This is a genomic window from Microbacterium sp. zg.Y1084, from assembly GCF_024623595.1.
Lineage (GTDB): Bacteria > Actinomycetota > Actinomycetes > Actinomycetales > Microbacteriaceae > Microbacterium > Microbacterium wangruii.
The window spans coordinates 653767-675933 of record NZ_JANJGV010000003.1; the positions used below are offsets into that span (position 1 = coordinate 653767).

Sequence of the window (22167 nt, forward strand, 5' to 3'; positions counted from 1 at the left end):
ACCGGCGGCAGAGCGCGGTCGGCACCGCCACTCAAGCACGTCCGTCGCCGAGATCACACCCCGTGGCGGCGTCACCGACGGGCCCTGCGAACGTGACGTGCCGCACCTGACGCGGCTCCCGCTGGCAAACGCATGTCGACGACGGCGCCGCGCTGCACATAGCGTGGACGGGTGCCTGCACATCGCTCACGCCGCATCCTGCGCCTGCGCGTGTCTCTCGTGGGCATCGAGCCGGAGATCTGGCGCACCGTCGACGTGGACGACAGCCTGACGCTCGCCGAACTGCACACGGTGCTGCAGGTGGTCTTCAACTGGTTCGACTCGCACCTGCACCGCTTCTCCGACGACGATCCGTGGGTCAAGAGCAACGGCATCCCTCGCATCGGGCGGCAGCCGCGCGCATGGGTCGATGCCTGGTCGCTGACCGAGTTGGACCTCGAGGGCGAGGAGGACGAGGCAGGCACGACGATCGGCGAGGCCATGCAGCACGACGGACCGCTGTGGTACGTGTACGACCAAGGCGACAACTGGCTGCACCGCATCGATCTGGTTGACCGGGATGTCGCGAGCACCGACGAGCCGCCGGCCCAACTGGTGCCAGGGGAGCGGCGGGCGCCGTTCGAGAACTCCGGCGGCTGCACCGGGTTTGAGGAGCTCGCCAGCATCCTTGCCGACCCTTCGCATCCCGGCTTTGGATCGACGAAGGCGTGGGTCGGCACCGCGGTCGGACCGTGGGGCACAGACGATCTCGAGGATGCCGATCCCGACGGAGCGCGCGCCGAGCTCGCCCTCCTGTTCGGTCCCGCACGAGATGACCTCTCAGGGCTGGCGGATGCCGCAACCGGCGTCACCGCCGACTCGCCCCTTGCGCAGTTCGCGGCATCGCTCCCCGTGCCGCTGCGGTCGAACTTGCGCCGGCACCTGCGGCGCGCCGGGTTACTCGCATCCGTGCCGATTCGCGATGAGGACGTCGCCGACGCCGTGAAGCCCTATGCCTGGCTGATCGACCGTATCGGGGTCGACGGGCTGACGTTGACGAAAGCAGGGTGGATGCCGCCCGCAGTCGTGCTCGAAGGGATGACGGCCCTCGGCTGGCGCGACGAATGGATCGGCGAAGCGAACCGCGAAGACCTGACCTACCCGATGCGTGGGCTGCGCGCGTCGGCTGAACGGCTGCGCCTGATCCGCAAGGCGAAGGGCCGCCTCGAGGTGGTCAGCCGCACACGCCCCGCGATCGGAAGGCCGGCGGTGCTCGCGGAGCAGATCGGGCGGATGCTCCTGCGCCAGCGGATGACGGACGGTCAGCGCGTCGCCGCGACGGTCCTGGCGATCGGTCTGGCAGACGGGAGCATCGCGACGCGACGTGACGCGGAGCGTCGGGTGATCGGCGTGCTCAACGAACTCGGATATGTCGATGCGCAGGGTCGAGAACTCGAGCTGCGCTGGTTCTCGTCCCTGACTGAGTCGGCTGTCGACGTCCTCGAGGCGCTGGGCCTTTGGCGTGCGGGCGGCCGTCGCCGAGACGTCCCGGCCACCGATGCGGTCCGGGCCATCGCCCGCATCGCGCTCAGGTAGCGCGGGACAGCATGACCGGTCACGCGGCCGTCACCGCCTCGACGCGAGCCTCGGCATCCGCCGGCGTCCGCGCTGCCCCCGCACCTCGCGTGCGCACCCACACCACCACGACGGCGATGACGATCACGGCCATCGGCGCCAGCGTCTCCACCGAGGCCACGCCCGCCGACCGGTCGTACGCGGTGCCCATGTCGACGCGCAGCGCCACGTCGAACACGAAGTTCACCGTGTTGAACATCGCATGCAGCACGATCGCGATCTCGAGGCCTCCCGTGTGCCAGGTGATCAGCGACAGCTCCACGGCGAAGACGAGGTACCAGGCGTTGAGCCACACCTCGGACGAGAGGTGGACGACGGCGAACACCACGCTCGAGACGACGATGCCGAGCACGAGCCCCGCCCGTGCCCCGCGCGCCCACCCGCCGGCGACACGGAAAATCAATCCGCGGAAGCCGTACTCCTCACCTGCGCCCTGCAGCGGCGTGAGCAGGATCGTGGCGAGCAGGAACCAGAGCACATCCGTGTGGCTCCAACTGGCCTCGGGCAACGGTGACCAGTACAGCACGACCGAGACGATGCTCCACGCCGGAACGGCGAGCGGCAGCGCCTTCCCGAAGATGTCGAACCGGAAGCGCGAGAACACGGAGTGCAGCGACGCACCCTTCACGCCGTAGAGCCACCGCTGGATGATCATGCTCCACGGGGTCAGCAGCGCCACCGACGCCATCCCCGCGGCGTGGAGCAGAGGCGTATAAGCGGCGCCGCCATCCTGCTGCACCGGGTTCACCATCACCGCGACCGCGGCGAAGAGGATGTTGAGGAAGAACATCCCACCGATCAGCAGCACGATCGCGAGGATGCCGCGACCGATGCGCCGCTGGTCTCCGGCGAGCACGCGGTGGTATTCGACCCCGGGGGCGAGGGTTTGGCCGCCCGACTCCGTGCCTTCGGGCGAGCTCTCGAATTGAGAGCTCTTCAACGCGCGCGTCCCTTCGGATCCGCGCGAACAATTCCACCCGAGACTCCATCCAAACCTCCACCATCAGCAACCGAGATACCTGTTGCGATCACGGTGCAGGTGGGTACGGCTTAGATTGCCCGCAACACCCCGACGAGCCCGAAGTGGGTACCGCTTGCCCTGGTGGGTACGACTAACGCTGACAGAGACACCGGAACGCGGTCACCACCTGGAGCAACAGGGGCGGACCGGGGGACTGGCTGCTGATTGCTGGTCATGCCGACCATGCACGAGGGCCGCTCAGATATCGAGCTGGTGATCGTAAGAGGCTAAATGTGCCGACACCTAGTTGGTAAAATCTGGTGATATCTGAGTGGTTCCCCTCGTCGATCGAGGGGCAGGAAGAACGGATCGACAATGGGTTTCCTCGACAAGATGAAGGACGCGGCATCGCAAGCGATGTCGGAGGCGAAGAGCGGACTGGATGCCAAGCTCACGGGCATCACCGGCGAGCGGCAGGAGAGTGAGGCGGCGCCCGTCGCCGCAGGTGAGACGCCGCTGTACGAGGTCGTCTCCCACATCGCTGGGAAGAACGCGAAGGTGCGGCTGTACGCCGACCGGATCGAGTGGGAGCGGCCCCGTGGGGTCTCCGGTGCCAAGATGACGGCCGCCGCGTTCACCGCCGGAACCTCGCTCCTGGTCACCGGAGTGAAGGGCGGCAAGGAGGCGTTCGAGATGGTGTCGCTCCGACACGTCACGAACGTGTCGACCCGCAAGGACGGCATGATGTACCACCTGGTGGAGGTGCAGACCGCGGTCGGCGCAGCGGTGAACACGGTCGACTTCCGCGTGGGCCGCGACGAGGCTCTTGAGTTCCGCAAGGCGATCCTCTCGGCTATGGATGCGCTGCAGCAGCAGGGCAACGCAACGGTCGTCGTCCAGGCGGCGGCCGCGCCCGCGGCGAACGATGCGGCCACCCAGATTCAGAAGCTGTCGGAGCTGCACGCGCAGGGCATCCTCAGCGATGAGGAGTTCACGGCCGCGAAGGCGAAGGCGCTAGGCATCTGACCTGAGCCTCCGCACCGGGCATAATCAGCCGCAGCGATCTGGCTGCGGCTGTTCGCTTTCCGAGCGGGACGCTCGCACGATCCGGCGCGACCGGGTGCGCCACGCGTTCGATCGGGTGCGCGACCGCGACGTTGAGCTGCTGGACGACTGTCCCGATGACGGAGTACATCGAGCCGGAAGACGTCGACGAGCTCGTCGAGGACGAGGGGTTTCACTACCGGGATCGCAATGCCCTGCTGTTCGCGCTGGCGTCCCCGATGCCCGTGTTCGGCGAGGAGGTCTACCCGGGGATTCACCAGAAGGCGGCCATGCTGATCAGCGCGATCAACCACAACCATCCGCTGTTGGATGGCAACACGCGGTTGAGCTGGTTCGTCTCGGTCGCCTTCTATGACATCAACGGCTACGACCTGCGTGCGGACGCCGAGGAGGCCGACCGCTATATCCGGCTGATCGCCGGCGCGAACCCTCCGCCTCCGCGCGACGTGGGGCTTTGGCTCGACACGCACACCTTCCCCCTGCACTGACCGGCGTGGGGGAGACCCCGCGCGGCATGCAGCCCTGGCCGTGGGACGTGCCGCGTCCGCGACGAGAAGCGTCAGTCGAAGACGACGGTCACCTTGTCCGCGGCCCTGGGTCGCCGCGAGTTCGAGGGCTTCGAGCGTCTGGTCGAACGGGATCCGGTGGCTGATGATCGCGCCGACGTCCTCCTTCGAGGAGTCGATGACGGCATCCGCGCCGATCTCCAGCGCCTTCTCGAGGCGCGAGGGGATCACGTCGACGACGACGATGTGGCTCGCGCCCCTGGGGCGGTAGCCGAGCAGATGTCAGCCGCACGACGCTGTTCTGGTACTGTCCCGCCAAGCGCGACCTGATGTGGGACGAGTTCGACGCGCGATCAGTAGCACGATCGCGAGGATGCCGCGACCGATGCGCCGCTGGTCTCCGGCGAGCACGCGGTGGTATTCGACCCCGGGGGCGAGGGTGTTGGGCTGGGCGGTCATGACGGGTCCTGCTTTCATCGGAAACGAGGGGGTGGCATCCACTGGACACCGTGTGGTCACCACAGGGTCAAGCGCGACCGGCACCGGCCCCGCGTGACGGACCCCCGACGGCGCGCTTCACGAGGTCGATGTCCGCGAGCCGGGGCGTGCGGTAGGCGCCTCCCTCGGCGACGTACTCCCCGCCGTGCTTCGTGAGGTGCCGGGCGAACAGCGGGCACACCGGCACGACGGTGACGCCCTTGCGGATGCTGTCGGCCAGCGCCTCGCGCAGCAGCAGCACGCCGAAGCCGCGGCCGCCGTACTCCGGATCGACCTCGGTGTGGAAGAAGATGCGCTCACGTCCCTCCGACGCGTCGATGAAGTCGGCCCGCCCCGCGACGCGCCCGTCGGCGAACCTCGCGATGTAACTGCTGATCCGATCTCCGACAGCGAGGTGCACCGTCGCGGTTTCGCCCGCGGCGGTCGTGGTCTCCTGAGTCATGTCCTTCTCCTTGTCTGTAGCCATGGTTCGAAACCCGGGGCCGTGAGGCTCAGGCATCCCGACGCTTGAGCAACACGGCCGCGGCGGTGAACAGAACCACGGCCCAGGCGACGAGCACGAGCCCGCCCTGCCACGGTTCGGTGAGCCAGCCGACGGATTCCGGTGCGGCGAGGGTCACCCAGCTCTGCTCGGTCGGATAGCTGAAGAGGATGCTGCTGGCGGTGGAGGGCAGCAGCATCGCGAGGTTCTCCACCCAGCCCGACGATGCGAAGCCGAGCACGAGGGCCAGCACGAGCGGTGCCGCCAGCACCAGGCCGAGCGCAACGGCGATGCCTCCGGCGGTGTTGCGCAGGAGCGCTCCGATGCCGAACGAGATGAGACCCACCAGCACGAGGTAGCCCACGCCCCCGAGCAACGCGAGCCAGTACTGCGGGTCGTCGAGGGCGACGCTGAGTCCGTCGGCCGCGAACAGCGCCGCCGAGACCGGAGCCGTGATCGCGAACGCGAGGGCGCTCACGGCGAAGGTCGCGACGGCGAAGACGAGCGCTTTGGCAACGAGCGCCGGCACGCGCTGCGGCACGGCCGTGAGGGTCGACCGGATCATGCCGGTGCCGTACTCGCCGGCGATGATGAGCACGCCCAGCACGCTGACGATGAGCGCGCCGACGTCGGTGCTGACCATCACGGCGTACACGGCCATGTCCTGGATGGCGTCTTGGGTGGGAATGGCATCGACGCCCTGGAAGCTGAGCGACGCGGACATCTGCGCCCCGAATCCGACCGTGATCACCACGAGGATCGCGTAGGCCCACCAGGTGGAGCGGATGCTGCGGAGCTTGATCCACTCCGCCCGCAGCACGCCGCTGAAACGCAGATCGTGGCCGACGGGGGAGAGGCCGGGGTGGGTGGTGGTGGTGCTCATCGGGTCGCCTCCGTGCTGCGGTATTCGACGTCGTCTCGGGTCAGCTGCATGTAGGCCTCTTCGAGCGACTGCGTCACCGGGGTGAGTCCGTGCACCACGATTCCCGCGGCCGCGGCGAGTTCGGCGATGCGCGGCGCGGTGAGCCCGGTCACCGACACCAGGTCGTACTCCAGGGGTGTCACGGTCGCGCCCTCCGCTTCGAGCAGGCGCGAGAGCCCGACGACCCGCGACGCGCGCACCTGTACCGCATCGCCCTCGGCGCGCGCGAGGATCTCACTCACGGGAGCGTCGGCGACGACGCGTCCGCGGCCGAGGATGATGAGGTGATCGGCCGTCTGCGCCATCTCGCTCATCAGGTGCGAGGAGAGGAAGACGGTGCGCCCCTCCGCTGCAAGGCTTCGCGCCAGCCGGCGCACCCACACCACGCCTTCGGGGTCGAGCCCGTTCACCGGCTCGTCGAGGATGAGAGTCGAAGGATCTCCCAGCAGCGCCACGGCGAGCCCGAGTCGCTGGCCCATGCCCAGCGAGAACCCGCCCACGCGCTTACGCGCGACGGAGTCGAGCCCCGTGCGCGCGATCACCTCGTCCACGCGCTTCGCGCCGAGGCGATGTGTGGCGGCCACCGCGAGCAGATGGTTGCGGGCGCTGCGCCCGGGATGCATCGCCTTGGCATCCAGCAGCGCTCCCACCTGGTGAAGCGGGTCGCGATGCCGGGCATAGGGCATGCCGTTGACCGTCACCGAGCCGGATGACGGGTGGTCGAGTCCCATGATCATGCGCATCGTGGTGGACTTGCCGGCGCCGTTCGGGCCGAGGAACCCGGTCACGATCCCGGGGCGCACGGTGAAGTCGATGCCGTCGACGGCGGTCTTCGCGCCGTAGCGCTTGGTCAGGGAGTGAGCTTCGATCACTGAAATGCCTCCATATCTTTCTGTGTCGGACGACGCGGTGAGAGGCAAGGCAGCCCCGCCGGGTTCACCCAGTGGACACCGTGTGGTCGGCACAGGGTCAAGTGCGGGCGCGATCGCCCAGGACCGATTCCGGGTCGGCGATCTCGACGTGGTGCCCCTCCGACCTGAGCCGGTACACGACCTCGCGCAGCATGCGCCGCGCCACGTCGTCGATCGAGGAGACCAGGGTGAGGTCGAACACCACGCCGGGTTCGGAGGGCGCGGTGTCGACCACCTCGCGCACGATGCGCTCTGCTCCGGCGAAGCGGATGCCACCCTGCAACTCGAACACGCGCGTCGCGCCGGGCCCGCTGCCACGGGTGCGGTTGGCCCGCACGACCGTGCGCGTGGTGGCCGGAACCTCCATCACGTGCATCCCCATGTCCGAGGAGAACCGCTCGAACAGGGAGATCCCGCGCACGCTGTTGCCGTGCGGGTCCAGTCGTGGCGAGAACGTGGCGATGCCGACCTGCCCGGGCAGCGCGCCGATGAGGCCGCCGGCGACGCCGCTCTTGGCCGGAATGCCGACCTGCGTCGCCCAGTCTCCGGCGGTGTCGTACATGCCGCAGGTCGCCATGACGGTGAGCACCTGCCGCACCACTCGCGCGCCGACGACGTGTTCGCCGGTGAGCGGGTTGACGCCCGCGTTGGCCAGCGTCGCCGCCATCATCGCCAGGTCCCGGGTGGTCACGCGCACCGAGCACTGCCGGATGTACCCGTCGACGACGACCGTCGGATCCTCGGTCAAGATGCCGTGGCTGCGCAGCATGTGCGCGATCGCCAGGTTGCGATGCGCGTTCTGCATCTCCGACGCGCACGTCGCCTCGTCGACCTCGAGACGGCGACCGGCGAAGGCGGACAGGCCGTCGACGACGCGGGCGACGCGCTCGGGGGAGGACAGCTGCGTTGCGCCGACGAGCGCGTGCACCGTGATCGCGCCGGCGTTGATCATCGGGTTGCGGGGACGACCCGTGTCGCGCTCCAGGGAGATCTCGTTGAACGCCTCGCCCGACGGTTCGACGCCGACCTTGGCGAGCACGGCGTCGAACCCGGCATCGTCGAGGGCCATCGCGTAGGCGAACGGCTTGGAGATCGACTGGATCGTGAACGCAGTGTCCACATCGCCCGCGCCGTAGAGACGACCGTCGGTCGTGGCGAAGACGGCGGCCAGCCGCTCGGGATTCGCTGCGGCGAGCTCGGGGATGTAGTCGGCGAGGTGCCCCGACGCATCGGATGCCACCTGTGCGAGTGCCTCGTCGAGGTAGTCGGGGATGATCGACTTCATCAGAACCCGCCGCAGCCGGTGCGCGGACGCGCGGCTCGCACCGCCTGCGCGATCGGGGTCGCGCCCTGGGTGAGTTCGAGGATCTGCCGGGAGATGCGCGGTTCGTGGAGCATCTCGGCGAGGGTGGCGGCGACGTCGGCGCGGGGGATCTCGTCGTGCGGCTGCGCGGGCCCGAGCGCCACGGTGCCGGTGGCGGGATCGTCGGTGAGCAGTGACGGCCGCAGGATCACCCAGTCGAGGTCGCTCATACTGACCGTCACGTCGACGAGCTTCTTGACCGCGAAGTAGAACTCCTCGTCGGCGCTGAGGTTCTGCCCTCGGCCCGCCTCGGGGAGCACCGACACCAGCACCAAGCGCCGCACCCCGGCGAGCGACGCGGCGTCCAGCGCCGTCACCACGCCTTCGCCGTCGATCGCGACCGTGACGTCGCGGGCGCCCCCGTTCGAACCGGCGGTGTAGACGATGGCATCCGCCCCCGTCAGCAGGGATGCCAGCGCTTCGGGGGAGATATCGGCGAGCCTGCCCACGCGCGCACCGATGCCCCGGGCTGCCAGCTCGGCGCGCTGCTGCTCGCGGCGCACGAGACCCGAGACCTCGTCGCCGCGGTCGATGAGATGCTGCGCGAGCAGCCCTCCGACGGCTCCGGTGACCCCGATGATGAAGACCTTCATTGCACTGTTCCCTTCCGCCGAAGACGACGTGGGGACACTCCACCCCGTGTTCCCGGCACCGGGTCAAGCGGGGGCGTGGAGGGGTCAGGCCAGCGGCATGTCCCGCAGCTGCCGGCGGGAGGTGATCCCGAGCTTGCGGAAGATGTTGCGCAGGTGCGCCTCGATGGTGCGGGGGCTAAGGAACAGCTGCGTGCCGACTTCGCGTGACGTCGCGCCGGCGGCCACCAACCGCGCGATGTGCAGCTCCTGTGCGGTGAGTGCGTCGGTCGGCTGGGCGGTGCGCTTCTGCGGGTGCTCGCCGGTCGCGCGCAGCTCTCGGGCCGCGCGCGCGGCGAAGGCCTCGGCGCCCATGGTCGTCAGCATGTCGTGGGCGGTGCGCAGCTGCTCGCGGGCCTCCTGACGCCGGCCTTCGCGGCGCAGCCACTCGCCGTAGACGAGGTGCGTGCGGGCGAGGTGGGTCGCCATGCGGCTGCGCGCGAGGTGATCCAGCGCCTCGCGGTAGTGGTCCTCGGCGGCCGGACCGGTCGTGGTCAGCGCCCGGGAGCGGGCGGCGAGTCCGAGGCCCCAGGGGGTGCCGGCGGCGTTCGCGCGTGCGGTGAGCTCTGCGAGTGCTTCGGTCGCGCTCTCGGGCTGGCCGGAACGGCTGGCCGCCTCGACGAGTTCGGAGTAGATGAGGTTGTTGTACTTCAGGCCTTCGCATTCGATGCCCCGTGCCGCGGCGCTGTGTGCCGCCGCGTAGTCGCCCGAACCGTTGTGCAACACCGCCAAGGCGTACCCGGCAATGATCATCTCGGCGCTGCGCCCGCGGGCGGGGCCCGCCTGGCCGATCAATGAGGTGATCTCCGCGGCCTCTTCGGCATGGCCGCGCCACGCAGCCAGGATGAGGCGCGCGTGGAGGTGGAGTCCGGCCTTGGTGGCCGCTGCGGCCTCGGTCTGCTCGGCCGCCCGGGTGAACTCGCCGGAGAGCACGAGTATGACGGACTGGACGAGGAGAGCAGCCGGGAGCGTGGCCAGCGCGCCGGCTTCACGGGCAGACCGCATATGGTGCGCGCCGAGCGTGAAGAAGAGGTCCTCGTCGAAGATCGTCATCGCCGTGCGCGCCGCAAGCCATCCCCAGCGGCGGATGTCTGCGTCGGTCGCCGGGTCACCGCTTACGCCGTCGCAGAATGCGGCCAGCGCGTGCCGCAACTCCGGCACGCCCGCCGCGTGCCCCCGGGTGAACGTGGTCACCAGCCCGTCGAGCAGCAGATCCGCCGGTCGTGGTGGCCCAGGGGGGACGGGTGCCCTGCGGGCGGCCTCAGCCACGTCCCGCACCGCGGAGCCCATCCCGGGGTCGCCGGTGCTGATCGCGGCGTCGAGCGCGTCGAGGTAGGTTTCGCGTGAGAGCGCCGGATGCAGGCGGGCAAGGCCGTCGGCCGCCTTCAACAGCATCACCGCCCCCTCACCGTCGCGCGCGACGTGGAACGCGATCCGCGCGCGCAGCAGCTCGACGCGGGCCCGCTGCAACGCGTCGAGCGGCCCCGCGGCGGCCATCGCCAGCAGTTCGGACGCCGCTTCGGAGGCGCCGGCCTCGTGCTTGGCGTAGGCCGCTTCGAGCGCTCGGCGCGCCCGGGCGCCCGGCTCCGGAGTAAGCGTCGCCGCCTGCGCCATGAACGCCGCCGATGCGGCCAGCCCGCCGCGGGCACGTGCGCGACCCGCCGACTGCTCCAGCTCGGCGGCGGCATCCTCATCCGTGCCCTGTACCGCCTGGGCGCGGTGCCAGGCGCGGCGGTCGGGGTCGGTGTCGGGGTCGGTGGCGGCCGCCAGGGCGTCGTGCGCGCGACGCACGTCGGGCGGCGGCGCATCACGATAGACGGCCGAGCGTACGAGCGGATGCCGGAAGGTGACCCGGTTGTCGACAACCAGCAGCCCGGCGGCCTCGGCAGGCGCGAGGGCGTCTTCAGCGACCCCGAGTCGCGCCGACACGCGGCACAGCAGCGCCGCGTCTCCGGTGGGGTCCGCGGCCGCGGCGAGCAGCAGCAGCTGGGTGTCGGCGGGGAGGCTCTGGGATCGGCGGCGGAAGCTCTCCTCGACGCGCCGCGGCACATCCAGCGCGCTCGGCACCTCGTATCCGCCAGCCAGCTGTGCGGCCGCCGCACTGAGGGGCAATTCGACCAGCGCAAGAGGATTGCCGTACGACTCGGCGATGATCCGCTCGAACACCCTCTCGTCGAGGGGAGCGGGCAGCGCCGACGCCAGCAGTTCGCGCGCATGTTCCTCGCAGAGACCCGCGAGGCGCAGCTCGGGTAAGTCCGCCAGCGCCGTCGACGCGGCGGCGGCATCCGCTCGGGCGCCATCGCGCACCGCGAACAGGAGGGCGATCCGCTCGGCCGACAGCCGCCGCGCCACGAACGCGAGCACCTGCGCGGAGGCATCATCGAGCCACTGCGCATCGTCGACGAGGCACAGCAGTGGCCCCTCTTCGGCCGCCTCGGCGAGCAGGTTCAGGGTGGCGAGCCCGACGAGAAAGCGGTCGGGCGGGTCGCCTGCCTGCTGACCGAACGCGACGGCCAGCGCACTCTGCTGCGGTTCGGGCAGGGCGGTCGCGTGGTGCATCAGCGCGCCGCACACCTGGTGCAGGCCGGCGAACGCGAACTGAGATTCCGACTCGACTCCGACGGAGACCTCGACGCGGAACCCCGAGGATCGGGCGACGCCGCGGGCGTGATCGAGCAGCGCCGTCTTGCCGATGCCGGCGTCACCGCGCACCACGAGCGCTCCGCTGTGCCCCGCCCGCGCGCGGGCGACAAGCTTCTCCACCGCGTCGCGCTCGGCATGCCGGCCGAGAAGGTGGGTCACGAGTGGCTCCCTTCGGGTGGTCGCCACCGTACTAGGTGATGATCACCGACGCGAACAATCCCGATCGGCCGTGGCCGGCCGCGGAGACCGGAATCATCACCGACGCGACGCGGTGGCACCCGGTGCGAGCCTGACGGGACCGTCCGAGAAGGGACCTCCTGATGAAGACACCATCGCCCACACCGCCCGCCCGCGCAACCGCTGACATGCCGGCCGCGGGTGCTCTGCCGGACACCACTGACACGGGTGCCGTCAGCCTCGCCGCCGCCCTCGCCGGCATTCTGCTGGGCGCGTCGGGCGCGAGCCCTCGCACCTCGTCGGCGTCCGCCGGCCGCCCGGGCGCGGCGCGCGTCACCGGCATCCACCGCTAGGAGCATCCCATGGCCTGGAGCACCCGTGAGCTCGCCGATCTGGCGGGCACCACCGTCAACACCGTGCGGCACTATCACCGCCTCGGCCTGCTCGACGAGCCCACACGTCGCTATAACGGGTACAAGCAGTACGGCGTGCGCCACCTCGTGCGTCTGCTGCGCATCCGCCGGCTGGCGCAGCTGGGCGTGCCGCTCTCGCAGGTCGGCCCGGTCGGCGCGGGCGACGAGAACGCGCCCGACGCGCTGCGCGCGGTGGATGCCGAATTGGCGGCGAACATCGAGCGCCTGCAGCAGGCGCGCGCCGACATCGCGGCGATCCTGCGCGACGATGCCCCGGCCGACGCCCCCGCCGGCTTCGCATCCGTAGCCGCACACCTGTCCGAGGCGGACCGCTCCATCATCCACATCTATTCGCGGTTCTACGACGACGAGGCGCTCGCGGATCTGCGGCGCATGGTCGAAGTCGATGCCGAATCCGGCGCCGTCGGCGACGAGGTCAGCGCGCTGCCGGCCGATGCCGACGAGGCCACCCGGCAGCGGCTCGCCGAGCGTCTTGCCCCCTCACTGGCGCGGAATCTCGTCGACTACCCGTGGCTCGCAGACCCCGCCCGGCACGCCGTGCAGCGAGCGCGCGCGACGCACCAGACCTTCGTCGAGGCGGTGACGGAGCTGTACAACCCCGCCCAGATCGACGTGCTCGCCCGGGCCGGCCTGCTCGCGCAGGAGCGCGTGCGGGCGAGCGCCGAATCCGACGACTTGACCCTGTTCTGAGAACAGGGGATCTCCTTATTTCCGCTCCACACCACAACAGAAAAGGGAAATGCCATGAACTTCGTGCAAGAACTCATCCTGAACCTGCAAGAGCTCGCCACCCAGGTGCCCGCTCTCGTCAAACCCCTCATCGTCGCGCTCGCCGCCGCGATTCCCATGGTCGAGGGCGAGGTGGGGGCTGTGATCGGCATGATCGGCGGAATGCACCCACTCGCCGCGGCAACGGCCGCGGTTGCGGGCAACTTCCTGACCGTGCTGATCATCGTGCTGCTCACCTCGCGGGCGCGCACCGCCGTCGTCTCCCGCAGCAGAGCGCGGGTCGGCGCGAGCGTGGGCGCGTCGTCACTCGCGGGTCTCGAGGACGTAGGGGATGCCGCGGTCATCGAGCCGGCGGCATCCGCCAAACCTGAATCGAAGGGGCGCCAGCGCGTCAAGACGTGGCTCGTGCGCTTCGGCGTGCCGGGTGCGAGCATTCTCGGGCCCCTCGCCATCCCCACCCAGTTCACCTCGGCGATGCTCGTCGCCGCCGGCACCTCGCGGGCGTGGGTGCTGCTCTGGCAGGCCGTCGCGATCGTGCTGTGGACGACGGTGACCACCGTCGGGTTCTGGCTCGCCCTCACCTACGTCGTGGGGGTGTGACGGCCATGGCTCCCCCCGTGCTGCGCAGATTCCGCTGGTGGGAGGCGTTCTCGCGTTCGCTCTTCCACCTGCGTCTCGTGGATGCCACCGGCTTCGCGGAGACATGGTCGGTCGACGTGCGGCACGGGGGAGATGACGACGGCGTGGTGTGGGCGGAGCTCTACCGCGACGGCCGCCCCTACGCCCGTGCGAAGACGCCCGCGACGTTCCCGGTGTCGGGCGGGAGGATCGAGGTCATCACCAGCGGCTACGGGCTGCGGCGCGCGCACTACGTCGCTTTCGACGGGTCGGAGCGGCAGCTGACCCCCGACCCGGCCTCCGCCGAAGGCCGACGCGCACGGCTGGAGCGCACCGCCCCGGCGGTCAGCCACGCGCTCAGCACCGCCTCGCTGATCGTGCTGGTCGTCGCCCTCGTGCTCGCCGTGCCGCAGCTGATCGAGACTGTCACGCAGTTCCCGCCCATCGCGGAGCGGATCGGCGCGTTCGAGAGCCCCATCCGCCTGCCGGCGTGGCTGAACATCTCCCTGGTCGTGGCGGCCCTGGCCGCCAGCACGGAGCGCGCGCTGCGCCTGCGCTACAACCGGGTGCTCGACGGAGGGCTGTTCGATGGTGATGAGTAGGGCGGGCGGCGGCTCGCCGGCGCCGTCGTCACGCGCGGTGGCGCCCGGTCACCGCGCGACCGTCGCCCGGCGGGATGACACGCTCGCGCCCGGGCCGGGTGACATCACCGTGCGGTCGACCTTCTCGGTCGATCTGACCCACCTCGTCACCGCCGGGCTCGAGGGCGCGGGGAACGGTTCGGCACAGCCGGGCTGACCGGGCTCCCTGCGCCGGCCGGGGCTGGTGCAGCATCCTCCGGCGGCGCGCCCCCTGCCCGCCTCCGGCGTATCGCTCACCGACATCCGCGAGTACCGTAATGCCCGCCACGTGCCGTCGACGATGACGGCGCCGGACGCTGCAGAAGAGGGCTTCCCATGGACGAGTCGACGAACGCGCCGACGAGCATCTCCGCCGCGGAGGTCCACCGCGCCCCCGGCGTCTCGGACTGGCGGGTCACCGAGGTCGGCCCGCACGCCGTCTTCACCGCGGCGTCGCTGGCGCAGGCCGCCGAACTCATCGCACCGATCCTCGCCGCATCCGAACGCTTCGGCATCCTGCCCGACATCGACCTGCGGCCCGAAGCCGTCGTCGTGCGGGTGGCTGATCGCACGCAAGACGGCATCCCGGCGGCCGCGCCGCAGTTCGCCGCCGCCGTGTCGCGCGCCGCCGCCGAACGAGGGCTGACCGCCGACCCGTCGCTCGCCCAGTCGGTCGGCATCTATGTGGCGCAGCATTCGCAGGTCGACGTGCGGCCGTTCTTCCTGGCTGCGCTCGGCTACGAGCCGCTCGGCGAGACGGATGCCATCGACCCGTTGCGGTGCGGCCCACAGCTGGCGTTCAACCCGATCACCGGGGACACCCCGGCGCGCGGGCGCACGCACTTCGACGTCTTCGTGCCCGCCGATCAGGCGCAGGCGCGGGTCGATGCCGCGCTCGCCCCGGGCGGCCGCCTGGTCGATGACACCTAGGCGCCGGCGTGGTGGTCGCTGGCCTCGCCGGACAACCACGGCGTCGACATCGCGTCGTGGACCGACACCTCCGGGTGAGGGCGGGTCAGTCGCCCAGCGCCTCCCGCAGCAGCTCGATCGCCTTCGGGCCCACTCCGTGAAGCGTCGCGATGTGATCCAGACCCACGTGTCGCACATCGTCCATCGTGCGGATCTGAGCCTGCGCCAGGGCACGGCCTGCGGGTGCGCCGATCTTCGGGAGGTCCATGCGGTGGACCCTAGCCCTGACGGCGCCCTGCCGATACCGTGCGTGCGCTTCCGCCTGTAGACGCTCGCCGCGCTGGGCCTCGGGTCTGTCGCGCCGGTCGCGATCGCCGCGTCAGTCGGCGGCGGTCGCCAGCACCTGCGCCAGTCGTCGGAACGCCTGGTCGGCGGGATGCGCATGGTCGGGCAGGCTCGACTCGTTCGTGAAGACGACGATGGTCGCACCGGTCGCCGGGTGGTGGAACGCCGCCGACGTGAAACCGAAACCCTCGCCGTTGTGCCCCCACCAGCCGTCGGTCTCGCCGATGCCGAGGGCATACTGGCCGTAGGGCGGCCCGGCGTCCAGCGGTGCACCCTGCGTGCGCTCGGTCTGCGTCGCCGCATCGACCAGCGCCCCGGTGGCGAGCGCCTCCGCCCACACGCGGCTGTCGTCGAGGGTAGAGACCATCGCCCCCGCCGGTCCGAAGATCGAGAAGTTCTGCGGCATCGGCGCGCGCGGCGTGGCATCCGGCCCATAGCCCGACGCGTGCGGCTCGGTCCACGTGGCGGCGTCGACGACGTACCGCGTGTCGTCGAGTCCGAGCGGCTCGAGGATGCGCTCCTCGAGAACCTCGGCGTAGGGGCGGCCGGTCACCTGCTCGATGACGGCACCCAGCAGGTTGGTGTTGGCATTCGTGTAGACGCGCCGCGCGCCGGGCGCGAACTGCGCCGGCTTGCCCAGCATGAAGGCGTTCAGATCCTCGAGGGAGTAGGGCCGCGTCGGGTCGGACGTGAATGCCGCGAGGAAGTCGTCGTTGGTGTAGTCGGCGTTGCCGCTGGACATTCCGGCCAGCTGCCGCAGCGTGATGCGATCCCCGTCGGTGACACCGTCGACATACGTGTCGATCGTGTCGTCGAGCGAGATCGCGCCGTCGTCGCACAGCTGCAGCAGCAGGGTCACCGTGTACGACTTGGTCACACTGCGCAGCGGCCATGACATGTCGGTCGTCGTCGGTTCGCCGCTGTCGATGTCGGCGAGCCCGGCGGCCGTCTGCCATGTGCCCTCGCCGGGGAGCCAGACCCCGGCGACGGCTCCCGGTACGTCGTGCGCGGCCATGACCTCATCGAGCGCGGCGGCCAGCTCCGACACCAGCGCCGCAGGCAGTGCGCCTTCGGCCGCCGCTGCCACGTTGGGCGAGGCCGACGGCGGAGCGGGCGGTGCCTCGGATGCCGCCGCGCACCCGCCGAGCGCCAGAAGACCCGCCGCCGCGGCAGTGACGAGGGCAACGCGTCGCGATCGGCGGCGATCGCCGGAGGCCTCAGTCCGCATGGGACGGCGCCATCGGCGCGCTGACCGACAGGGCAAGAGGGCAGACCACCGGCTGCGACATGGGCGACTCCTGAGCACGAGTTCGGGGCAGGCGCGGATGAAGGACGCCCCTCACGCTAGCGGGTCATCGCCGTGCGACGGTGGCGTGGCTCCGGTCGGGATGCCGGTTGGGCCACGCCACCGCCTCAACGAGGAACCGTCAGTCGAAGACGACGGTCACCTTGTCCGCCGCGCCGGGCGTGGCCGCGAGTTCCAGCGCCTCGAGCGTCTTCTCGAACGGGAACCGGTGGCTGATGATCTTGGCGTACTTCTCCCAGTTCTCGACGATGTCGTCGGTCACCTCGAAGATCTCCGTCGGGTAGCCCATCGCCCACACGATGTTCATCTCGCTCTGCAGGATGCCACCGAAGTCCAGCTCCACCGGCTTCTTGTGCACCGCCACGACGCCGAGCGTGGCGCCATGCTTCGCGATGCTGGCAACCGTCTGCGGCACGACTGCGACGCCTGCGGCATCCAGGTAGATGTCGGTGGCCGGGCGCACACCGCGCACCCACGGGGTCGAGCCGTCGCCCTGCAGTTCGACCAGGCGCGCGCCGACGTCTTCCTTGGACGAGTCGATGACGGCATCCGCACCGATCTCCAGCGCCTTCTCGAGGCGGGAGGGGATGACGTCGACGACGACGATGTGGCTCGCGCCCTTGCGGCGGTAGCCGAGCAGCGCGCCCAGGCCGATGGGGCCGGCGCCGAAGATGACGACCTTGTCGCCCTCCTTCACGCCGGTGCGGTTGACGGCGTGCAGGGCCACGGCCATCGGCTCGTTGAGCGCGGCGACCTCCCACGGCACGTCGTTGGGGATGACCTTCAGCTGCACGCCCGGGGTGGCGTCGCGCACGACGACGTACGGGGTGAAGCCGCCCTGCGCGCCGCCCGAGCCGAGCAGGCCGTCGGTGAAGCGCATCGTGTCGATGACGACGTGGTCGCCGACGGCGAAGCCCTCGACCTCGGCGCCGACCTCGGCGACCTCGGCGGCAGGCTCGTGACCGAGGGGAGTGGCGCCCTGACGGGGCGGGATGCCGCCGTAGCTGGCATACATCGCGTCGGAGCCGCAGATGCCGCACGCGCGCATGCGCAGCAGCACATCCCGCGGGCCGACCTCGGGCTTGTCGACCTCGACCCAGTCGATCTGGTTCACACCGGTGACGTGGACGGATTTCATGGCGGCCTCCTGATGCCTTCTGGTCTGGTCGGCGGGGTTTCCCGACCGCTTCCACAATATCCGAACCGTGTTCGGAAATGTAGAGTGACGGGGTGAGTGCGAACGGTGCAGTGGCGGCCAAAGGGCCGGGCCGACCGCGGCGCGCGAGCCGGGACGAGGTGCGCGCCGTCGCCCTCGCCCTGTTCGCGAAGCAGGGGTATGCCGCGACGTCGCTCACCGAGATCGCCCGGGCCGTCGGCGTCAGCCGCACGACGCTGTTCTCGTACTTCCCCGCCAAGCGCGACCTGATGTGGGACGAGTTCGATGCGCGTGCCGAACGGATGCGCAAGAGCCTCGCGGATTCCGAGGGTCTGCCGGCGATGGACGTCATCGTCGCCGCGATCCTCGCGCTCGCGCACTACAGCACCGCCGATCGCGCGTCATTCACCGCGCGCTGGCGCATCGTGGATGCCGATGACGAGCTGCGGGCGGCGGCGGCCCTGCGCACCGCGGCGCTCAGCGGGGAGATCCTGGAGCACGTGCACCGGTGCGCGCCCGAACTCGACCGCGACCGCGCGGGGGATGTGGTCCGCGCGCTCATGGCCGTCGGCGAGCGTGTGACCTCAGACTGGGCCGCTGCCCCCGAGGTGAGTGAGCCGCTCGACACGGTCATGGCACGGCGGCTGCATCCGTTCGTGGAGGCGCTGCGACCGTTGCTCGGGTGACGCGCGACCGGCTGCCGCCGGCATCCGCCTCGATAATGGACGGATGGAGTCGTGGGAGCTGCACGAGTGGTTCGCGGACCACGTCGACGCGCTCAATCGCCACGACCTCGAGGCCATCCGGTCGTTCCTCGACCCGGCGGTGCGTCGGGCGCACCTTCCGGGAGGGGCGGACGCGTGGATCGAGGATCTCGCCGATCTCTTCCGCGCGTTTCCGGACTGGCGCTGGCGCCGCATCCAGCTCGTCGTCGAAGACGACCGCGTCGCCGCGCACCTGCGCGGCAGCGGCACCCACCAGGGCACCTTCCGGGGAATCGCGCCGACGCGTCGTCACGTCAACGTGGCGGAGTTCGCCTTCTGCCGCGTGGCCAACGGGCGGATCGTCGAGGCCTCGGGAAGCGGCGACACCGAGCTGCTCGCGCAGCTGCGCGGCGAGTGACGGCCCGCACCGCCCGTACCCTGAACGCATGCCCGACGTGCACCTCACCGGCCAGCTCATCTGTCGCAGCGCCGAGGAAGAAGCGAAGGTGCGGGAACACCTTGCCCGTCACATCGCGCTCACGCGCGCGGAGCCCGGATGCCTGAGCTTCGAGGTCACCCCCGCGGACACACCGCGGGTGTGGGATGTGGCCGAGCGATTCGCGGACGAAGCGTCGTTCCGCGCCCACCAGGCGCGGGTCGCAGCCAGCGAGTGGGGTGTGGCCACGGCGGGCATCGAGCGGCGCTACACCGTGCGCGGGTTGTCACGCGCGGGTCTTGACCCCGCAGAATGAACGCGCCCCGACGTTCAGCGCCTCGGATTGCGAACACCGCTCTCACGCGGCTCCGCCGTCACTCCTGCGCGACCAACGTTCCCTGATGGAACCGCAGTTGTACGCGTCCGTCGGATTGCACCCACAGGGACGCATGCCGGCTCGGCTGCCCGGGTCCGGTGATCGTGTAGGTGACCAGTGCCAGATCCGGCGCGAGCTCCACTTCCTCCCACTCGTCGGTCACGACCGGGAGGGGATGCTCGTCGGCGAGGGCCGTCACGATATCGTCGCGAGACCAGCGCCGGCCGGATCGGCCCACCTCGACGAAGTCCGGGTGCAGCAGTTCTCGCACCCGCTTCGGATCGCGCCGGAGCTCAGGAGTCAGCATCGCCTCTTCGGCGGCGCGGGCGGATGTCAACAGTGCGTCGGCGCGAGCCATCATGCGCCCACGGTAGCGACGAAGACGACGGGCGTCTCGGGGTGACCCATCGCTCCGCACGCCAGAATGGACCCATGCCCGCCGCCCATCGCCCCGGTCTGCGCGTCACGCCTGCGCTGACGATCGCGGAGTCGGAGCTGACCTGGCGGTTCTCGCGCTCGTCGGGCCCGGGCGGGCAGGGCGTGAACACCACCGACTCACGGGTGGAGCTGGTGTGGGATGCCGCCGGCTCGGCATCCCTGACTCCGCATCAGCGCGAGCGGATCCTCCAGCGGCTGGCGGGTCGCCTGGTGGGTGGAGTGCTGACCGTCACGGCATCCGAACATCGCGCCCAGGCGCGCAACCGCGACGCCGCGCGCGAACGGCTGGCGGGCCTCGTCGCCGACGCTGTGCGCCCGCCGGCGCCGCCGCGGCGTGCGACGAAGCCGACGCGGGGCGCGAAGGAGCGGCGGCTGACCGCGAAGAAGCAGCGCACCGACGTCAAGCGCCTGCGCCGCCGGCCGGAGGACTGACCGGCGGGTTCGGGGCGGGGGCGTTTCGTCTCGCTTCGCTCGCTCAACGACCGGGGCGGTGGCGGCGGGGTGGGGGCGTTTCGTCTCGCTTCGCTCGCTCAACGACCGGTGCGGTGGCGGGGGGCGGGGGCGTTTCGTCTCGCTTCGCTCGCTCAACGACCGGTGTGGTGGTGGCGGGGGGCGGGGGGCGTTTCGTCTCGCTTCGCTCGCTCAACGACCGGTGCGTCAGTCGCCGTCGGCGCCCGCGCCGCCGAGATCGCCGACGTCGACAGCCGACGGCTCTTCGGGGTGGGCGACGTGGGCGGCTGTCTCCGTGGCGCCACCGGCGCGGAGGTTCGCGGCTTCGAGTGCTCGATCCAGGGCGAGATCCGTCTCGGATCCGGGCAGAATCTGGTCATCGCTGTTCGACACGGGTGCCTCCTTGACCGCACCGTACTGAGGCGCCCGGCATGTCGGCAAGCCTCAACCTCGAAACCGCTCCGCCAGCCGTGCGAACGCCTGCGCCAGCTCGGGCGGCTCGATCACTTCGAGGTCGACGTCGAAACGTGCCAGCGCCGCCGTGATCGAACCGCTGGCCGCCTCGCCGTGGAGCCCCGGGTTCGGCATTCTCACCGATCGGTTCGGAGTGACCTGGGTCGTCGACGTGGCCGGTGCCGGCACCGTCTGACCGCTCAGCGGACGATCGGCAGTCCCGTGGCCTCGGCGGCGTGCGCGACGCCGCCGAGGTCGGTGACGTCGGTCAGCCCGGCATCCGCCATCATCCGCACCGCCTGCGACGAGCGGTTGCCCGATGCGCAGTACACGAGGTACTCGGCGTCGGCGTCGAGCTCGTCCATCGACGCCGCGAGCTGGCCGCCGTTGAGGTCGTACGAGAGGGCACCGTCGAGGTGGCCGTCGGCGTACTCCGACGGAGTGCGCACATCGATGATGATCGTGTCGTCGGCGACGGTGACCGGCTCGGCGGGGGCGGCGCAGCCGACGAGGGTCAGGCTGAGGGCGACAGCGCCGAGGGCGGCGTGGAGGAGGCGGGGCATGGGAATCCTCAGGACAAGGGCGGGGTCAGCAGCTGCAGCGGTCGGCGGGAGCGACCCCGGCGAGGGCTTCTTCGACGTGCTGGCCGCAGCCGTCCCAGGTCGGCTTCTGGCAGCGGGGGCAGGTGACGCGTGCGCACATGGTGGTGTCTTTCTTTCGGGTGGGGGTGGGGGAGTGGGGGGCGTTTCGTCTCGCTGCGCTCGCTCAACGACCGGGCGCTGCGCTCGCTCAACGACCGGGCGCTGCGCTCGCTCAACGACCGAGGCGAGCGGGGATCAGCGGCCGAAGAGGCGGGCGAAGAAGCCGCCGCGCTGCGACTGCGCCGCCGCGATCTGGTCGGGGCTGTGCTTGCCGTTGCACCAGTCGGATGCCGGCACGCTGCGCTTCACGCTCTGCACGTGCTGGCCGCAGCCGGTCCAGGTCGTCTTGCCGCAGACGCGGCAGGTCACTGCTCGACACATGTCGTGTTCCTTCGTTCGATGGGGTTCGGGAATACCCCAGGGGGTATCGCCACCATACCCCGTGGGGTATCATGGGTGTCAAATCGGCTCCCCGGAAGAGGCTCCCCATGACCGACGTCACCGCCGCGGCAGGCGCTGCCTTGCATGATCCCGACGCGCAGCGCAAGATCGTCAACCGACTGCGCCGTGCGCAGGGTCAGCTCGCCGCCGTCATCTCGGCGGTGGAGTCCGACGCCTCGTGCCGCGACGTCGTGCAGCAGCTCTCGGCCGTGTCCAAGGCGCTCGATCGGGCCGGATTCCTCGTGATCTCCACGGCGCTCAAGGAGTGCCTGAACGACCCCGACGCCGAGGGTGGCTCGAACCCCGAGGAGCTGGAGAAGCTCTTCCTCTCGCTGGCCTGA

30 protein-coding genes and 1 pseudogene are annotated in these 22167 nt (G+C 70.6%); 16 read left to right on the forward strand and 15 right to left on the reverse strand.

Annotation, left to right across the window (positions count from 1 at the left end; translation table 11 throughout):
• Positions 1 to 171 precede the first annotated feature (171 nt).
• Complete coding sequence (locus NQ165_RS07705) at positions 172 to 1575, forward strand: plasmid pRiA4b ORF-3 family protein (protein WP_257532309.1); 1404 nt, start codon at positions 172 to 174, stop codon at positions 1573 to 1575.
• Between the two features lie 19 nt (positions 1576 to 1594).
• Here the strand turns inward: NQ165_RS07705 and NQ165_RS07710 are convergent, their stop codons facing one another.
• On the reverse strand, positions 1595 to 2470 hold the full coding sequence (locus tag NQ165_RS07710) for a type II CAAX endopeptidase family protein (protein ID WP_257532311.1): 876 nt from the start codon (positions 2468 to 2470) through the stop codon (positions 1595 to 1597).
• Positions 2471 to 2950: 480 nt separating this feature from the next.
• Between NQ165_RS07710 and NQ165_RS07715 the strand changes: the two genes are divergently transcribed.
• From NQ165_RS07715 to NQ165_RS07725, 3 genes are all read left to right on the forward strand, one after another.
• Positions 2951 to 3601 carry an SHOCT domain-containing protein gene (locus NQ165_RS07715; RefSeq protein ID WP_257532313.1) on the forward strand — a complete coding sequence of 217 codons (651 nt, stop codon included), beginning with the start codon at positions 2951 to 2953 and terminating at the stop codon, positions 3599 to 3601.
• Positions 3602 to 3756: 155 nt separating this feature from the next.
• Positions 3757 to 4128 (forward strand): type II toxin-antitoxin system death-on-curing family toxin, encoded by a 372-nt coding sequence (locus tag NQ165_RS07720; RefSeq protein WP_257532315.1) that lies wholly within the window; start codon positions 3757 to 3759, stop codon positions 4126 to 4128.
• 163 nt (positions 4129 to 4291) lie between these two features.
• Positions 4292 to 4417 carry a hypothetical protein gene (locus tag NQ165_RS07725; RefSeq protein ID WP_257532317.1) on the forward strand — a complete coding sequence of 42 codons (126 nt, stop codon included), beginning with the start codon at positions 4292 to 4294 and terminating at the stop codon, positions 4415 to 4417.
• A gap of 255 nt (positions 4418 to 4672) precedes the next feature.
• Here the strand turns inward: NQ165_RS07725 and NQ165_RS07730 are convergent, their stop codons facing one another.
• The 6 genes from NQ165_RS07730 to NQ165_RS14650 all read right to left on the reverse strand — a co-directional run bounded on the left by NQ165_RS07730 (position 4673) and on the right by NQ165_RS14650 (position 11752).
• Positions 4673 to 5086 (reverse strand): GNAT family N-acetyltransferase, encoded by a 414-nt coding sequence (locus NQ165_RS07730; protein WP_257532319.1) that lies wholly within the window; start codon positions 5084 to 5086, stop codon positions 4673 to 4675.
• A 49-nt stretch (positions 5087 to 5135) separates the two neighbouring features.
• Positions 5136 to 6008: an ABC transporter permease gene (locus NQ165_RS07735; protein ID WP_257532321.1), complete on the reverse strand. Its 873-nt coding sequence runs from the start codon at positions 6006 to 6008 to the stop codon at positions 5136 to 5138.
• A complete protein-coding gene (locus NQ165_RS07740) occupies positions 6005 to 6919 on the reverse strand; it encodes an ABC transporter ATP-binding protein (RefSeq protein ID WP_257532323.1) in 915 nt (304 codons plus the stop codon). Before NQ165_RS07740 ends, NQ165_RS07735 begins: the two co-directional genes overlap by 4 nt.
• Positions 6920 to 7016: 97 nt before the next feature.
• Complete coding sequence (locus NQ165_RS07745) at positions 7017 to 8243, reverse strand: glutaminase (protein WP_257532325.1); 1227 nt, start codon at positions 8241 to 8243, stop codon at positions 7017 to 7019.
• On the reverse strand, positions 8243 to 8914 hold the full coding sequence (locus NQ165_RS07750) for an NAD(P)H-binding protein (protein ID WP_257532327.1): 672 nt from the start codon (positions 8912 to 8914) through the stop codon (positions 8243 to 8245). The genes NQ165_RS07745 and NQ165_RS07750 overlap by 1 nt, the downstream gene beginning before the upstream one ends.
• An 84-nt stretch (positions 8915 to 8998) precedes the next feature.
• Entirely contained in the window at positions 8999 to 11752 is a 2754-nt protein-coding gene (locus NQ165_RS14650) for a LuxR family transcriptional regulator (protein ID WP_257532329.1), read from the reverse strand.
• A 161-nt stretch (positions 11753 to 11913) separates the two neighbouring features.
• Here NQ165_RS14650 and NQ165_RS07760 point away from each other — a divergent pair, with 161 nt between their 5' ends.
• The 6 genes from NQ165_RS07760 to NQ165_RS07785 all read left to right on the forward strand — a co-directional run bounded on the left by NQ165_RS07760 (position 11914) and on the right by NQ165_RS07785 (position 15101).
• Positions 11914 to 12123: a hypothetical protein gene (locus NQ165_RS07760; protein ID WP_257525716.1), complete on the forward strand. Its 210-nt coding sequence runs from the start codon at positions 11914 to 11916 to the stop codon at positions 12121 to 12123.
• Positions 12124 to 12132: 9 nt separating this feature from the next.
• Positions 12133 to 12894, forward strand: a complete 762-nt coding sequence (locus NQ165_RS07765) for a MerR family transcriptional regulator (protein ID WP_257525715.1) — start codon at positions 12133 to 12135, stop codon at positions 12892 to 12894.
• A gap of 54 nt (positions 12895 to 12948) precedes the next feature.
• Positions 12949 to 13533, forward strand: coding sequence for a small multidrug efflux protein (locus tag NQ165_RS07770; RefSeq protein WP_257525714.1), 585 nt, complete (start codon positions 12949 to 12951; stop codon positions 13531 to 13533).
• A gap of 17 nt (positions 13534 to 13550) precedes the next feature.
• The gene (locus NQ165_RS07775; RefSeq protein WP_257525713.1) at positions 13551 to 14153 is read left to right on the forward strand and encodes a hypothetical protein; all 603 of its coding nucleotides are present in this window, start codon (positions 13551 to 13553) and stop codon (positions 14151 to 14153) included.
• Positions 14146 to 14349 carry a hypothetical protein gene (locus NQ165_RS07780; RefSeq protein ID WP_257525712.1) on the forward strand — a complete coding sequence of 68 codons (204 nt, stop codon included), beginning with the start codon at positions 14146 to 14148 and terminating at the stop codon, positions 14347 to 14349. The genes NQ165_RS07775 and NQ165_RS07780 overlap by 8 nt, the downstream gene beginning before the upstream one ends.
• Positions 14350 to 14507: 158 nt before the next feature.
• Positions 14508 to 15101: a VOC family protein gene (locus tag NQ165_RS07785; RefSeq protein WP_257532331.1), complete on the forward strand. Its 594-nt coding sequence runs from the start codon at positions 14508 to 14510 to the stop codon at positions 15099 to 15101.
• A gap of 85 nt (positions 15102 to 15186) precedes the next feature.
• Here the strand turns inward: NQ165_RS07785 and NQ165_RS07790 are convergent, their stop codons facing one another.
• The 3 genes from NQ165_RS07790 to NQ165_RS07800 all read right to left on the reverse strand — a co-directional run bounded on the left by NQ165_RS07790 (position 15187) and on the right by NQ165_RS07800 (position 17869).
• Positions 15187 to 15348: a DNA-binding protein gene (locus NQ165_RS07790; RefSeq protein ID WP_257532333.1), complete on the reverse strand. Its 162-nt coding sequence runs from the start codon at positions 15346 to 15348 to the stop codon at positions 15187 to 15189.
• A gap of 111 nt (positions 15349 to 15459) precedes the next feature.
• Positions 15460 to 16653, reverse strand: coding sequence for a serine hydrolase (locus NQ165_RS07795; RefSeq protein WP_257532335.1), 1194 nt, complete (start codon positions 16651 to 16653; stop codon positions 15460 to 15462).
• A 199-nt stretch (positions 16654 to 16852) separates the two neighbouring features.
• A complete protein-coding gene (locus NQ165_RS07800) occupies positions 16853 to 17869 on the reverse strand; it encodes a zinc-binding dehydrogenase (protein ID WP_257532337.1) in 1017 nt (338 codons plus the stop codon).
• Positions 17870 to 17961: 92 nt separating this feature from the next.
• On the opposite strand from NQ165_RS07800, the gene NQ165_RS07805 reads away from it, so the two are divergent.
• From NQ165_RS07805 to NQ165_RS07815, 3 genes are read left to right on the forward strand one after another with little or no spacing between them, the layout of a single operon-like run.
• Positions 17962 to 18573: a TetR/AcrR family transcriptional regulator gene (locus NQ165_RS07805; RefSeq protein WP_257525707.1), complete on the forward strand. Its 612-nt coding sequence runs from the start codon at positions 17962 to 17964 to the stop codon at positions 18571 to 18573.
• Positions 18574 to 18616: 43 nt separating this feature from the next.
• Positions 18617 to 19009: an ester cyclase gene (locus NQ165_RS07810; RefSeq protein WP_257532339.1), complete on the forward strand. Its 393-nt coding sequence runs from the start codon at positions 18617 to 18619 to the stop codon at positions 19007 to 19009.
• 28 nt (positions 19010 to 19037) lie between these two features.
• Positions 19038 to 19343: a putative quinol monooxygenase gene (locus NQ165_RS07815; RefSeq protein WP_257532341.1), complete on the forward strand. Its 306-nt coding sequence runs from the start codon at positions 19038 to 19040 to the stop codon at positions 19341 to 19343.
• A 58-nt stretch (positions 19344 to 19401) separates the two neighbouring features.
• Here the strand turns inward: NQ165_RS07815 and NQ165_RS07820 are convergent, their stop codons facing one another.
• Positions 19402 to 19764 (reverse strand): nuclear transport factor 2 family protein, encoded by a 363-nt coding sequence (locus tag NQ165_RS07820; RefSeq protein ID WP_257532343.1) that lies wholly within the window; start codon positions 19762 to 19764, stop codon positions 19402 to 19404.
• Between the two features lie 71 nt (positions 19765 to 19835).
• On the opposite strand from NQ165_RS07820, the gene arfB reads away from it, so the two are divergent.
• Entirely contained in the window at positions 19836 to 20273 is a 438-nt protein-coding gene (gene arfB, locus NQ165_RS07825) for an alternative ribosome rescue aminoacyl-tRNA hydrolase ArfB (RefSeq protein WP_257532345.1), read from the forward strand.
• 225 nt (positions 20274 to 20498) lie between these two features.
• On the opposite strand, the gene NQ165_RS07830 is transcribed toward arfB, so the two are convergent.
• Both NQ165_RS07830 and NQ165_RS07835 read right to left on the reverse strand, forming a co-directional pair.
• Positions 20499 to 20684 carry a hypothetical protein gene (locus tag NQ165_RS07830; protein WP_257525699.1) on the reverse strand — a complete coding sequence of 62 codons (186 nt, stop codon included), beginning with the start codon at positions 20682 to 20684 and terminating at the stop codon, positions 20499 to 20501.
• A 51-nt stretch (positions 20685 to 20735) separates the two neighbouring features.
• Positions 20736 to 20879, reverse strand: coding sequence for a WYL domain-containing protein (locus NQ165_RS07835; RefSeq protein WP_257525698.1), 144 nt, complete (start codon positions 20877 to 20879; stop codon positions 20736 to 20738).
• Here NQ165_RS07835 and NQ165_RS07840 point away from each other — a divergent pair.
• Positions 20827 to 20940, forward strand: a pseudogene (locus NQ165_RS07840) (VOC family protein); the annotation flags it as partial. The gene NQ165_RS07835 and the pseudogene NQ165_RS07840 sit on opposite strands and share 53 nt — an antisense overlap.
• Positions 20941 to 20944: 4 nt before the next feature.
• Here NQ165_RS07840 and NQ165_RS07845 read toward each other — a convergent pair.
• Positions 20945 to 21307, reverse strand: coding sequence for a rhodanese-like domain-containing protein (locus NQ165_RS07845; protein WP_257532348.1), 363 nt, complete (start codon positions 21305 to 21307; stop codon positions 20945 to 20947).
• Between the two features lie 273 nt (positions 21308 to 21580).
• Positions 21581 to 21766, reverse strand: a complete 186-nt coding sequence (locus tag NQ165_RS07850) for a hypothetical protein (RefSeq protein ID WP_257525696.1) — start codon at positions 21764 to 21766, stop codon at positions 21581 to 21583.
• Positions 21767 to 21873: 107 nt separating this feature from the next.
• Between NQ165_RS07850 and NQ165_RS07855 the strand changes: the two genes are divergently transcribed.
• Complete coding sequence (locus NQ165_RS07855) at positions 21874 to 22167, forward strand: metal-sensitive transcriptional regulator (RefSeq protein ID WP_257525694.1); 294 nt, start codon at positions 21874 to 21876, stop codon at positions 22165 to 22167.